General features: G+C 31.3%; 11 protein-coding genes. 5 read left to right on the top strand and 6 right to left on the bottom strand.

Annotated elements, in window-relative coordinates; translation table 11 throughout:
- Positions 1-119: 119 nt before the first annotated feature.
- The 3 genes from ACYEKI_RS02120 (at position 120) to ychF (ending at position 6,793) form a co-directional block, all read left to right on the top strand.
- Positions 120-4,505, top strand: a complete 4,386-nt coding sequence (locus ACYEKI_RS02120; RefSeq protein WP_459209502.1) for a translocation/assembly module TamB domain-containing protein — start codon at positions 120-122, stop codon at positions 4,503-4,505.
- Positions 4,506-4,582: 77 nt separating this feature from the next.
- Positions 4,583-5,569: a 6-phosphofructokinase gene (gene pfkA / locus ACYEKI_RS02115; RefSeq protein WP_459209501.1), complete on the top strand. Its 987-nt coding sequence runs from the start codon at positions 4,583-4,585 to the stop codon at positions 5,567-5,569.
- A 129-nt stretch (positions 5,570-5,698) separates the two neighbouring features.
- A complete protein-coding gene (gene ychF, locus ACYEKI_RS02110; RefSeq protein ID WP_459209500.1) occupies positions 5,699-6,793 on the top strand; it encodes a redox-regulated ATPase YchF in 1,095 nt (364 codons plus the stop codon).
- Between the two features lie 86 nt (positions 6,794-6,879).
- On the opposite strand, the gene ACYEKI_RS02105 is transcribed toward ychF, so the two are convergent.
- The 3 genes from ACYEKI_RS02105 to fahA all read right to left on the bottom strand — a co-directional run bounded on the left by ACYEKI_RS02105 (position 6,880) and on the right by fahA (position 10,090).
- Positions 6,880-7,479, bottom strand: a complete 600-nt coding sequence (locus ACYEKI_RS02105; RefSeq protein ID WP_459209499.1) for an alpha-ketoglutarate-dependent dioxygenase AlkB family protein — start codon at positions 7,477-7,479, stop codon at positions 6,880-6,882.
- Between the two features lie 14 nt (positions 7,480-7,493).
- Entirely contained in the window at positions 7,494-8,687 is a 1,194-nt protein-coding gene (locus tag ACYEKI_RS02100; RefSeq protein WP_459209498.1) for a hypothetical protein, read from the bottom strand.
- A gap of 122 nt (positions 8,688-8,809) precedes the next feature.
- Positions 8,810-10,090 carry a fumarylacetoacetase gene (fahA, locus tag ACYEKI_RS02095; RefSeq protein ID WP_459209497.1) on the bottom strand — a complete coding sequence of 427 codons (1,281 nt, stop codon included), beginning with the start codon at positions 10,088-10,090 and terminating at the stop codon, positions 8,810-8,812.
- 116 nt (positions 10,091-10,206) lie between these two features.
- Between fahA and glyA the strand changes: the two genes are divergently transcribed.
- Positions 10,207-11,481, top strand: a complete 1,275-nt coding sequence (glyA, locus tag ACYEKI_RS02090) for a serine hydroxymethyltransferase (protein ID WP_459209496.1) — start codon at positions 10,207-10,209, stop codon at positions 11,479-11,481.
- Between the two features lie 76 nt (positions 11,482-11,557).
- Here the strand turns inward: glyA and ACYEKI_RS02085 are convergent, their stop codons facing one another.
- The 3 genes from ACYEKI_RS02085 to ACYEKI_RS02075 form a co-directional block, all read right to left on the bottom strand.
- Entirely contained in the window at positions 11,558-12,190 is a 633-nt protein-coding gene (locus tag ACYEKI_RS02085) for a YceI family protein (protein WP_459209495.1), read from the bottom strand.
- 173 nt (positions 12,191-12,363) lie between these two features.
- A complete protein-coding gene (locus tag ACYEKI_RS02080) occupies positions 12,364-13,101 on the bottom strand; it encodes an LVIVD repeat-containing protein (protein ID WP_459209494.1) in 738 nt (245 codons plus the stop codon).
- A 19-nt stretch (positions 13,102-13,120) separates the two neighbouring features.
- Positions 13,121-13,630, bottom strand: a complete 510-nt coding sequence (locus ACYEKI_RS02075; protein WP_459209493.1) for a hypothetical protein — start codon at positions 13,628-13,630, stop codon at positions 13,121-13,123.
- A gap of 290 nt (positions 13,631-13,920) precedes the next feature.
- On the opposite strand from ACYEKI_RS02075, the gene ACYEKI_RS02070 reads away from it, so the two are divergent.
- Positions 13,921-14,364, top strand: a complete 444-nt coding sequence (locus ACYEKI_RS02070) for a DinB family protein (protein ID WP_459209492.1) — start codon at positions 13,921-13,923, stop codon at positions 14,362-14,364.
- The last annotated feature ends 6 nt before the right edge of the window (positions 14,365-14,370 follow it).

The raw sequence follows: 14,370 nt of genomic DNA, 5'->3' as shown, positions 1-14,370 counted from the left end.
TTGTCAGCAAAGTTAAAACAATAAAGCGTATCAAAAAACTAAAGAAAATATTGTTGAGAATAATAGTAGGGATTCTACTACTATTTTTATTACTCATATTGTTGTTTTCACTGTCTGGTGTGCAGACTTTTATTGGTAAAAAAGTTACCAATTATCTTCAAGATGAATTTGGTGTAGAAATTCAAGTAGATAAAATAAGTTTAGGATTTACAGGAACAGTTGATTTGGGAGGAGTTTTAATAAGAGACCATCACCAAGATACGCTAATCTATGCAGGTAGTATTGAGACCTCGGTATTGAATCTTAGAAAAATTAATAGCGGAAAAGCCGAATTAGGAGATGTTACTATAGAAGATTTTTTTATGAATATGAAAGTTTATAAAGAAGAATCTAGTGATAATCTAATGACTTTTATACGAAAGTTTAATAGTAAACAAAAGAAACCTAAATCAACAACCCCATTTATACTTACAGCATCTCATTTAGATTTAACAAAGGGACGCTATAATTTTATTAATGAGAATTTAAAAACCTCAGATATACTATTATTAAAAGATATAACTATTGATGCAGAATCGATTTTGCTTGATGGAGAAGATTTTTCTATACAGACTAATGTATTAGCTTTTAATGATCATAGGAACCTATCTGTATCTAATTTGAAAACCAAATTCAAAATTACAGCTAAAGAAATGCTTTTTAAAGAGCTACAACTCTTGACTCCAAGTTCAAATATCGAAGGAGAAATTAATTTTAGTTTTAAACCAGGAGATTTTAGTGATTTTGAAAATAAAGTTCAAATCGATGCTATATTTGACAAAGCTGAAGTTTCTACTAATGATTTATATCCTTTTTATAAAGGTTTTGGAAAAGGGCATGATTTAGAAGTACGTCATACAGAATTGATAGGAACCTTAAATAATTTCAAATTAAAAAACCTGCATATAGAAGGACTTGATAGATCTATCATAGAAGGAGATGTGATTATTAGAAATGTGATTAAGGATGCTAGTTTATTTAAATTAGAAGGTGATTTCTCTAACTTAACTACCAACTATTATGATTTGGTAAATCTAATGCCAAAAGTACTTGGGAATTCATTACCAAAGCAATTATACCAATTAGGAAATGTAAGGTTTTCTGGTAATGCAGAAGTGACAACAACAACTGTAGATATTGATATGGATATTCATTCTAGACTTGGAAGGGCATCTGCCTTTGTCTTAATGAGTGATATAGATCAAGGAGAAAATGTCTTGTATAATGGTAACCTTATCGTTAATGATTTTAATCTAGGAGCATTATCAGGAAAAGAGATTTTAGGAAAATCCACCTTTAACTTAGATGTTGACGGAAAAGGATTTACATTAAATAGCTTAGATACTAAATTAGAAGGGTTTATAGACAAACTTGAGTTTAATGAATATAATTATACTAATATAAAAGTATTAGGAAATCTGAAGGATGAAGTTTTTGATGGTAAACTTACATGTGACGATCCTAATCTTAAATTTTTATTCAATGGTATAGCAGATTTGTCAGAAACAGTAGATAACTATGATTTTACTGCCAATGTAGATTATGCCAATTTAAATGCGTTAAACCTTGTAGAACGTGATAGTATTTCTTTGTTTGAAGGAGATGTGATAATGAATGTTAAAGGATCATCATTAGACGATGCATACGGAACCATATCTTTCTCTAAAACCTTATACAAAAACCAAAATGGGAATTATTATTTTGAAGATTTTGATGTAATATCAAGTTTCTCTGAAGATAATGTTAGAACTATAAAAGTAAACAGTCCAGATATTATAGATGGTTATGTAAAAGGAGTTTTTAAGTTTAAAAATGTGTATCATTTATTCCGCAATTCGATAGGAAGCTTATATACAAACTTTGAAGCTACAGAGTTTACAGATAACCAATTAATGGAATTTAATTTTAATGTATATAATAAGATTGTAGAAGTCTTTTTTCCAGAAATAGAATTAGCACCTAATACATTTGTAAGAGGAAAAGTAGAAAGTGACGAATCAGAATTTAAATTAACTTTTAAGTCCCCTCAAATAAAAGCCTTTAAAAATATCTTACATAAAATAGATGTACAGATAGATAATAAAAACCCATTATTTAATACGTATGTGGCTGTTGATAGTATTAAATCTGGTGTGTATGATATAGCAGATTTTAGCTTGATTAATGTGACATTGAGAGACACCTTATTCATGCACTCCGAATTTAAAGGAGGTAAACTCAATAGAGATAAATACGATTTAAGTATATATCATACTATTAACGAAGATAATAGGTCTGTGCTAGGAATTCGCAAATCTGATCTGACATTTAAAAATTATACATGGTTTGCTAATGCTAATAATGATCAAGAGAATAATAAGATCATATTTGAGAATGACTTTAATGATGTTATAATAAAACCAATTACCTTTAATTATAAAGATGAAGAAGTAAGAGTAGAAGGAATTTTAAAAGGCAAGAATTATAAAGATATAAAAGGGCTTTTTAAAGGAGTAGATTTACATAAAATTACGCCAAGTATAGAAAACCTTGATATATACGGAATCGTTGAAGGAGAATTAAAAGTATTGCAAGACGAGAATGGATATTTTCCTAGCTCAACAATAACAATCAATGATTTAAAAGTAAATGAATCCCCTTTAGGTACATTAAATGTAAATGTTACTGGGAGTGAATCTTTAACACAATACAGCGTCAATACAGAATTGATTCATGGTATCACAAAAAAACTATCTGCAAATGGTTATGTAGATGTAAGTGATAACCAAAAAAAGATAGACCTAGATGTTACTTTAAATAGTTTTGATATCTCAGGATTTAGTGATTTAGGCGGAATCGTATTAGAAGATTTGAGAGGATATGTCTCAGGAGATGTAAAAATCACTGGAGATTATTCAAACCCAGATATGGATGGAGTTTTAGCACTAGACGGGGCAGGACTCAAAATTCCATATTTAAATGTGGATTACAATTTTGGAAAGCCAGCACAAGTACTCTTAAAAGATCAACGATTTATTTTTGATGATATTAGGCTTACAGATACTAAGAATGGAACTCAAGGACTTTTAGGTGGAGATATAAGACACGAAGGTTTCTCTAAATGGTATATGGGACTTAAAATCAGCGGAGAAGATTTTATGATTTTAGATACTCAAGAGAGTGAAGAGTCTTTGTATTATGGAACAGGGTTTATTAGTGGTGAAGCAACAATTAAAGGCCCTACAGATGAGTTAGTGATTAATGTAAATGCAGAGACAGAAGAAGGAACCGTTTTTAAAATTCCGCTTAACGATACCGAAAGTTTAGGAGATAATACTTTTATACACTTTTTGAGTCCTCAAGAAAAAGCAGCTAGATTAGCTGGAAAAGAAATCATATTAGAAGAAATTAAAGGGTTAGAATTACAATTTGAATTAGATGTAGACGAAGATGCCGAAGTTGAAATAGTGATAGATAAAGAAACAGGAAGTTCTCTTAAAGGAAGAGGAGCAGGTACATTATTGATGGAAATTAACACCAATGGTAAATTTAATATGTGGGGGGATTTTGTGGCATATGAAGGTGTTTACAATTTTAGGTATAGAGGACTGTTAGAAAAAGTATTTAGCGTACGATCTGGAGGAAGTATTAACTGGGATGGTAGCCCTACTAGAGCAGTATTAGATTTGAGCGCAATATATAAAACTGAAGCAAATCCAGCAGTATTATTAGAAAATGCTTCTGTAAATAGAAAAGTTCCTGTAGAAGTAGTAGTACAATTAGAAGGAGAGTTAATTCAACCAGATCTTAACTTCCAGATTGAATTTCCTAATTTAAGTTCGGTAGTCGAAAGTGAAATTCAATACCAGTTGGATGACAGGTCAAGAAGAGAATTACAAGCCTTATCCTTATTAACTCAAGGACAATTTTATAGTGATCTTACTGTAGGGCAAAATGCAATTACAGGAAACTTAGTAGAACGTGCTTCGAGTTTGGTAAACGGAATTTTCTCTGGAGAAGACGATAAATTTCAGATAGGATTAAACTATGTGCAAGGAGATCGAGTACAAGATCAAGAGACAGCAGATAGATTTGGGGTAACCATATCTACACAAATCAATAATAGAATTTTGATTAATGGACGTGTAGGGGTTCCGGTAGGAGGAGTTAGTGAATCTGTAGTCGTAGGTAATGTAGAAGTAGAATATTTATTTAATGAAGAGGGAACATTAAGAGGAAAAATATTTAATAGAGAAAATGATATTCAGTATATAGGAGAAAATGAAGGATATAAACAAGGAGCAGGATTATCATACTCTGTAGACTTTGATAACTTTGGAGAATTAATGGATAAAGTTTTTAAATCCAAGAAAAAGAAAGCAAAGGAAAAAGCAAAAGAAGAAAAAATTGATTCGGCCAAAATAAAAGCAAAGGATTCACTATTAAAAGATACACCATTTATCAATTTTGGACCTAAAGACAATTAGCATATTCCAGTTATTTAAAATAAGAAGTAGTATTATATTATAAAACTTTGATAGTTTTACGATAAGTAAAGAAATATATGGCAAAAAAAATAAAAACAATAGGAGTTATTACTTCTGGTGGAGATGCTCCTGGTATGAACGCTGCTATTAGAGCCGTGGTGCGTACTTGCGCATATTATCACATTAGATGTGTGGGATTTTATAGAGGATATCAAGGAATGATTGAAGGTGATTATATCACGATGAATGCTCGTAGTGTTCAAAATATAATCAGTAGAGGAGGGACTATCTTAAAATCTGCCAGATCACAAGAATTTCGTACAAAAGAAGGAAGACAACGTGCAGCCGATAGTTTAAAAGAAGCTGGTGTAGATGCTATGGTATTGATTGGAGGAGATGGAACATTTACAGGAGGGCAAATTTTTAGTGAAGAGCATGATATTCCTGTGATAGGAGTACCAGGAACAATAGATAATGATATCGCAGGAACTAATTTTACTATAGGATATGATACTGCATTAAACACAGTAGTAACTGCAATTGATAAAATTAGAGATACAGCAAGTTCTCACAATAGATTATTCTTTGTTGAGGTAATGGGGCGTGATGCAGGTTTTATAGCACTTAACAGTGGTGTAGGAGCTGGGGCTGAAGAAATATTGATCCCAGAAGAAGATTTGGGATTAGATCGCTTACTAGAATCCTTAAAACGTAGTAAACGTTCTGGGAAATCTTCTAGTATAGTAGTAGTTAGTGAAGGAGATAAAATAGGTAAAAACGTATATGAATTAGCCGATTATGTAACCGAGAATTTACCAGATTATGACGTACGTGTTACCGTTTTAGGGCATATGCAAAGAGGAGGAACGCCTACTTGTTTTGATCGTACGCTAGCAAGTAGATTGTGTGTAAAAGCAGTAGAATTGTTATTAGACGGAAAGAAAAACCTTATGGTAGGACTGCTTAATAACGAAGTTGCTACATGCGATTTTGAAACAGGATTAAAAGGAGAACATACGATAAATAAAGAGTTATTACGTATCTCAGATATACTATCGATCTAGATATTTTTAAGAGACAGTAAGGATACTTAAAATCTATTTTTGTAGCTCATACATAAAAAGTATCTTTGCAGCTTGAAAAAAAGAACAAGACACGAATAACTTAGTGCAAGTATCACAATATTATAGATTATGAAAGCAGGAATTGTAGGATTACCAAATGTAGGAAAATCCACCCTTTTTAATTGTTTATCAAATGCAAAAGCACAGAGTGCAAATTTTCCCTTTTGTACTATCGAACCTAATATAGGAGTAGTAAATGTACCAGACCCTAGATTAAAAAAACTTGAAGAATTAGTTAATCCAGAACGCGTGATTCCTGCTACTGTAGAAATTGTTGATATTGCAGGGTTAGTAAAAGGAGCGAGTAAAGGTGAAGGTTTAGGAAACCAATTTTTAGGAAATATTCGTGAAACTGATGCGATTATTCATGTATTACGTTGTTTTGATAATGACAATGTAGTGCATGTAGATGGATCAGTAGACCCAATAAGAGATAAAGAAACTATCGATATAGAACTTCAATTAAAAGATCTAGAAACGGTAGATAAAAAACTAGAAAAAGTAAAGAGAGCTGCAAAAACTGGAAATAAAGAAGCGATAAAAGAACAAGAAGTTTTATTAAAGCTGAAAGAAGGATTAGAGTCTGGAGTTTCTGTTAGAGCAGTAGAAGTATCTGAAGATGATCATGAAGCTTTTGTAAAACCATTACAATTTATTACAGATAAACCAGTATTATATGTATGTAATGTAGACGAAGGATCGGCTGTTTCTGGTAACGATTATGTAGAACAGGTAAAAGCTAATGTAGCAAACGAGAATGCAGAAGTTATTGTATTAGCAGTAGGTACAGAAGCAGATATTACTGAGTTAGAAGATTATGAAGAGCGTCAAATGTTCTTACAAGATATGGGATTAGAAGAGCCAGGATCTTCTGTGCTAATTCGTGCAGCTTATAAATTATTGAACCAACAAACTTATTTTACAGCAGGAGTGAAAGAAGTAAGAGCATGGACTATTAATATAGGTTCTACGGCACCACAAGCAGCAGGAGTAATTCACACAGACTTTGAGAAAGGATTTATTAGAGCAGAAGTAATCAAATATGATGATTATATTGAATATGGAAGCGAAGCCAAAGTAAAAGAAGCTGGGAAACTAAGTGTTGAAGGTAAAGCTTATGTGGTGAGTGATGGAGATGTAATGCATTTCTTATTTAACGTTTAAGAGATAAGAACAAAATATAAATTGAAAAGGGATGCATTTGCATCCCTTTTTTATAATTAAAACTTTTATATATATATATTTAATGATCAAACAATCGTTCTAAAAGTAAGATTAACTCTCGGAGTCAATACTTTTTTGGTAGGAGGTAACCTATGTAACCAATGCGTTTGTGTTGTTCCAGCCATGATAAGTAAACTACCATGATCTAAGATCGTTGAAACAGTAGCTTTTGATTGTTTATGTTTAAAAGAGAACTTCCTAACCGCTCCAAAACTTAGTGAAGCTATAGTACCATCTTTTTTTAAATCTTTTTCGGCATCACTATGCCAAGCCATACCTTCAGAACCATTGTGATATAGATTTAAAAGGCAAGAGTTAAATGTTTCTCCTGTTTTTTCTTCTATAAGAGTTTTTAATTCTAGAAGTGTAGGAGTCCATGGTAAAGCATGTTTTGTAACATTAGAATAGGTATATGAAAAAGGTTTACTACCATACCATGCTACTTTACGTTTAGTAATGATACGTTTGCCAAAAACAATAGCTTCATCATTTTTCCATTCAATAGTATTTAATAAGTGATGTAAATACGAATCGGCTTGTTGTTTTGAAACAATAGGACCATAATACTGTACAATACCATCTTGATGTAATAAGTTTCTGGGTATGTCGGTATTAAATAAATCCATTGTGATAATTTATACTACTTATTAAATTGATAGGTAGTAATAATATGTTTTAATTTAGCTTTTAAATCTTCGGCAGTATCATAAACCATTTGCTCATTACTAGGAAAAGGAACTTCTCTTAACGTTATAAACTGTAATAAATCTTTATCTAATGCACGTTTATCTCCACGATGATTAGCATAAGTATGTTCAAAGACAAATTCACTAGCTAATGGGAAATTATCTAGTAATTGTTGAGAACGCAGATTAATGTAATTCACATTACCTACTACATTAACCGCTTTGGATTGAATAAATTCAAAGTATTCACAATACACCTTTTTTGTTTTGTCAACTTTTATTTTCTTACCATTTTCATCTAGTACAGGGTCACCATTTTCATCTAGTAGATATTCCCAACCATCTTTGATCACTTTCTCTTTTTCTAGATAGCGCTCTCTAATACGCTCGGGAGATATGTTGATTTCACGTAAATCTACGTTCATGCGATAATCATAAGATGTTTGTGGAGCTTCTTGACTATGATAAACAGTCCATAGATCATTAAGCCCATATGTACTAAAATTAAGTAAATCACTTTCTAATCGCTCAGGAATAATCATATCCGTTTGATTACTCATGGCTACAATAACAAAGTCAGTACCCTTATAATGAGCTTCGTCAATTAATTGGCGAACATCTTTATAGTTAGGTGTGATATTATCCAAATATTTAAAATCATCATAAGCCAAGCGATAATCATTTTTATTGCGAGCATTATTTAATACGGATAATGCATTATTGTATAAATAAGTAGACAAAGCCTTTTTAGTATCAAGAAGATCTTGAGTATAATTTACCATTTTAAAATTAGCATTTCTATTTTGCTCAATTAAATGTAGTGGTAGTAAAGGTTTAATTTGTTCTTGACGATGTTGTAATTTTAGATAGGCATTATAGATACGCTCAAGATTAGCATTATTACCCTCTTTTTTAAGATAAGTGATATGATCTATATCACGAGTTACAACTTTTGCATAAGCCTGTTCTAACATTTGAATATAAGGTTGCTTGTTCTTTTTGGCCTTATTAGTACGTAGTTTTTGAATAGCAATAGCAATAGCTTCGTCATAGTTCCCTGTATTTAAAGCCTTTTCAGTTTGTTTTACGCTACTACAAGAAACTAAAAAGCAAATAGAAATATAAAATAGGAGTAGTTGTTTTTTCATAAAATTTGGGCTTATGAGTAATAGTCATACTCATGATTCAATTACGATGCCAAAATTAAATAAAAAAACCTTGAACAATTAATGTTCAAGGTTTAATCTTAATATGATCTAAAACAATAGTTTTATTTTTTAAAGATAGGAAGCAGTTTTGTAGATACTTCTCCAAAACCTATGCGTACACCATTTTTCTCACAATGACCACGAATGATTACTGTATCATTATCTTCGATAAATTTACGATCACCACCTTCATTTAACTTTACAGGTTTTTCACCTCTCCATGATAATTCTAGCATAGAACCATAAGAATCAGGTGTAGGACCAGAAATAGTACCGCTACCCATCATATCACCAGAGTTAACAGGACAACCATTAACAGTATGATGTGCTAATTGTTGTGCCATATTCCAATACATATGTTTGAAATTAGATGTAGAAACAACAGTTTCAGCTTTTCCTTCAGGTTGAATACTAACTTCTAAGTTGATATCAAAGCTCTTTTTTCCTTCATATTGTAAATAAGGTAATACAGGTTTGATAGGCTTAGGGCTTTCTGTACGATATGGTTCTAAAGCATCCAAAGTAACAATCCAACAAGAGATCGAAGAAGCAAAGTTTTTGGCTAAGAATGGCCCTAAAGGGACATATTCCCATTTTTGAATATCACGAGCACTCCAATCATTAAAAAGAACTAGACCAAAAATATAATCTTCGGCTTCTTCTATAGGAATAGGTTCTCCTAAATGGTTTGCATCTGTAGTAATAAAAGCCATTTCTAATTCAAAATCAACTAAACGAGATGGTCCAAAAATAGGTTCTGTTGCACCGTTAGGTAATTTTTGACCTTGAGGGCGATGAACAGGAATTCCAGAAGGAATAATAGAACTACTACGACCGTGATATGCTACAGGAATGTGTAACCAGTTAGGTAATAAAGCATTTTCTGGATCTCTAAACATCGTACCTACATTAGTAGCGTGTTCTTTACTACTATAAAAATCTGTATAATCACCTACTTGAACAGGTAACTGCATCTCGATTTCGTCTAAAGAGAAGAGAACTACTTTACGATGGTCTTCATTATCTCTTAAACTAGGATTTGTATTATCAAATATATCGGCTATTCTATTACGAACTAATCTCCAGGTCTTTTTACCATCAGAAATGAAGTCGTTTAAGGAATCTTGAAGGAAAATATCATCAGTAAGAGGAATACCTTCAAAATAACCTAATTGATGAAGTGCTCCTAGATCAATTGCAGTATCACCTATACGTGTACCTATAGTAATAATATCGTCTCTAGTAAGGAAAACTCCAAACGGAATGTTTTGTATAGGGAAATCAGTATGCTCAGGTGTTTCAATCCAGGTTTTTCTATCGGGATTATTGGCTGTTATGGGCATTGAACTATTTTTAATAATTAATGGATAAAATATTCCTATCAAATATATAATTTTTCAACTCATTTAATGAATGGATTTCCTATTTTTGAATCTTCGATATTATAAAAAAGAAAAAAATGCAACGCGACGAACTTATATTTGATTTAATTCAAGAGGAAAAAGAACGCCAAATAAATGGATTAGAGTTGATTGCTTCAGAAAACTTTGTTAGTGAACAAGTAATGGAAGCTGCTGGCTCTGTATTAACAAATAAATATGCAGAAGGTTACCCTGGTAAAAGATATTATGGTGGATGTTATGTGGTAGACGAAGTTGAGCAACTTGCTATAGATAGAGCCAAAGAACTTTTTGGAGCAGCATATGCAAATGTGCAACCTCACTCGGGATCTCAAGCAAATACAGCTGTTTTTGCAGCATGTTTAAAACCTGGAGATAAGATTTTAGGATTTGATTTATCTCATGGAGGACACTTAACTCATGGATCACCTGTAAACTTTTCTGGTAAATTATATAATCCTGTATTCTACGGTGTAGAAGAAGAAACAGGAATGTTAAATTATGATAAGATTCAAGAAGTAGCTACAGCAGAGCAACCTAAAATGATTATTGCTGGAGCGTCTGCGTATTCACGTGATATCGATTATAAACGTTTTAGAGAAATCGCAGATAGCGTAGGTGCAATTTTGATGGCAGATATTGCGCATCCTGCTGGATTAATAGCAAAAGGATTAATTTCTGACCCAATACCACATTGTCATGTAGTAACAACAACTACACATAAAACTTTAAGAGGACCTAGAGGAGGATTGATTTTAATGGGGAAAGACTTTGAAAATCCATTTGGAATTAAATTAAAGAATGGAAATTTACGTAAGATGTCTTCATTATTTGATAGTGCAGTTTTTCCAGGAAATCAAGGAGGACCATTAGAGCATATTATTGCAGCAAAAGCAGTTGCTTTTGGAGAGGCATTATCAGATGAGTTTTTATCATACATGGTACAGGTAAAAAAGAATGCAGCTGTAATGGCTGAAGCTTTTGTACAAAAAGGATATAAGGTGATTTCTAATGGTACAGATAACCATATGATGTTGATTGATTTACGTAATAAGAATGTTACAGGAAAACAAGCAGAAGAAGCTTTGGGTGTAGCAGATATTACCGTAAATAAAAATATGGTACCATTTGATGATAAATCACCATTTGTAACATCTGGTATTCGTATAGGTGTGGCAGCAGTAACTACACGTGGTCTTAAAGAAGAAGATATGAATACTATTGTAGCGTTTATTGATAGGGTAATCGCTAATATAGAAAATGAAGAAGAATTAGAACGTATAGCAGAAGAAGTAAACAAAATGATGGAAGATAAACCACTTTTTGTTGCTTAAGCTATAGCATTGAATACAAAATAAAAAAACCGATTTCTTAATTAGAAATCGGTTTTTTTATTAATAAATAATGATTTTATTTTTTAAGATAAACAGAAGCCTCGATAGCAACCTCATCCCATGTTTTACTTACACCATCTTCTCCTTTATGTAAGTCAAAACAAGCTTTATTTATAGAAGCTACGGCCTCAAGAGCATTCCAGTTTTCAAGTTTCATTACTCCTTTAAAATTAACCGTACGATCTGTTATCTCATAAGTTAAAGGCAATTCATAAGTAGCACCATTCATCGTCAAATTTAAACTGATTTTTTTGTCTCCAGATACGATAAATGATCCAGATAAAAATTCAGTATTATCCATTACGCCAAAGAAAAACTTCTGAAGTTTTGTATCTCTATCTTCGTTTTTACTAAAAATGCTACTTACAGGAATTGAAAAATCAAGATTATTAAACGCTTCAACTGGATTCTCGGCAGCTTTAGCATTTTTTATAGTAACTTTTGTAAACTGTCCTTTAACAGGAGTTTTTGCGGTAGTTTTATAAGCTGTCCAGTAAATAGAAGACCCTTCTTCAGTTACAAGATAAGTTTCTTTTGCTACTACTTCTTTTTGAGTATCCTGTGTAGTTTCAACAGTTTCTTTTTTAGCTTCTTTTTTACAACTGATGGTAGCCAAAAGTACTGCTGCTACTAAAACTATTTTTTTCATGTTAATTAGTATTATAATTCAATTTTTTTGAAACATAAAAATACTATTGTTTCTGTGCAAAGCCAAGGATATTTTGGTTTTCTTCATAAAGAACAACTTTTGAATTAAAGTTTATCTAAAGATTAGAAATATAAAATATAGTTGAAATAGCTATAAGGCTTTGATAAATAGTGTTAAATAGCAATCGTACTTAGAGAAACGATATTTCTTATAGATTGAGGATCTAATTGATATTGATATAAACCATCGTCACCTATAGCTATAAGTAAATCATCTTTTATGATAACATCAAAGGCTAAACGATTAATAGCATGTACCAGTTCTATTTGTTGTGGATCAGAGACATCAAAGATTTTAATATCATCATCGCATACAAAGAGATAATCGCCGTATAAACCTAAACCTTTTGGAGCTACAAGATTTCTTGAATTAATTAAAACAGGTTCAAGCACATTTGTTACATCATAGATTTCGAGCAAATTTATATTATTACCACAAAATGTATTAGAATGCAATGTCACATAAGCAGTAGTGGCATTGGCAATTACTGGATCACAAGCGGTAAAATGTTCAACTCTTGATTTGAGAATAGGTATTTCTGGATTTTCAATACTATAGATAAACATACCCGTTTGGGAGCCTATATAAAGATAATTTTGATAGCTAAATAAGGTCTCTATATCAAAACCTACATTGATAGTGTTGACCTGAGAAGGATTTGATGGTGTTGAGACATTAAAAACAATAAGATTTGAATGATCTACAGTATATAAATAATCATTTTTTAAAGTAAAACTTGCTAAGGAACCTCCTGTACCATCAGTATTACTATTAGTGATAATATCAGCATTATCGTCATTAGAACAAGCTACTACTAACAACAATAATATAGAATAAAATATATGTTTCATAATTAAAAGCGAGGTTAAATTAATTATTAGATGGAATCCAATCTATGACAATTTCATCATCATTTGAGTAATAATAATGACCATTAGGAGCTAGTTTTGAAGGAAATATATCGCGAATACGTTTTGTGACTTCAAATTGATCTGTATCAACGTTAAACTGTATGGCAATGAGATCTACAGCTTGATTAATATACAATATTTGATCTCTTATTGCTATATCTGTTGCTCCTGGTGCTTTTATAAATCTTAATGCTTGAGGAGCTTCTGGGTTAGCATTATCATAGACATGAAATCCCTTATTGACTTCGTTGATAAATAATAAATTGTCTTTGATGTAAATTTTTCCTGAATTTTCTATAGCTCGTAGTGGTAGTAAAGATACAGCAGACTCAAAATCTTCACGTTGCATGATAACAGGAGTATATTTATCGCGAATTGTGATTGGATCATCGTCATCATAACATAAAAAGCAACAGCTTTGTAATAGCGTAATTATGCTTAAAAAGAGTAATAATCTTATTGTTTTCATAAATATTTTTTTGATGAGTGTTCTATGTTAAAGCAATAAATCAAAATGAAGTATGTAATGTCGACCTTACCTTATCAGTTTAATTTATACTTCTTATTTATAAGGATTTTAAATAACTAAAATGGTTGCGTGACTGTATGTAAAATTTATGTTATGTAAATGATTTGGAAATCAATAAGTTGTTTTGATTGAGGAATCGAACGATTAGAAAACAACTAGAATTTAACTTTTATCGGTATTGAATAAATGTTGTAAATACTTACATTGAGAACTCTTTTGAAAGAATAGATATGGAAAAAATAATTAGTGAATTAGAAAGATTATTAACGATAGGATTTCAGCAAATTTCTCAATTTTCTGATGAAGAGCTAAGTCTTAAGTCAACTCCAGAAAAATGGTCAAAAAAAGAAATTTTAGGTCATTTAATAGATTCTGCAATAAATAACCTAAAACGATTTACCGAAATTCAATTTGAACCTAAACCTTATAAGGTTATAGGTTATAATCAAGACGAATTGGTAAAAGTGAATGCTTATCAAGAATCTGATCCAAAAGAATTATTAAGCTTTTGGTTATCTATTAATACACGAATCATCAATATCATAAACATACAGACCCAAGAAACTTTAAACTATGAAATAGAAATCTCTAATGGAGAAATAAAAGACCTTAGATTTTTAATAGAAGATTATGTATCACATTTATCATATCATCTAGATCAAATTATAAATTAATAATTT

The sequence above is a fragment of the Aquimarina rhabdastrellae genome (assembly GCA_947387485.1).
GTDB lineage: Bacteria > Bacteroidota > Bacteroidia > Flavobacteriales > Flavobacteriaceae > Aquimarina.
This window is presented reverse-complemented; position numbering and strand designations above follow the sequence as displayed.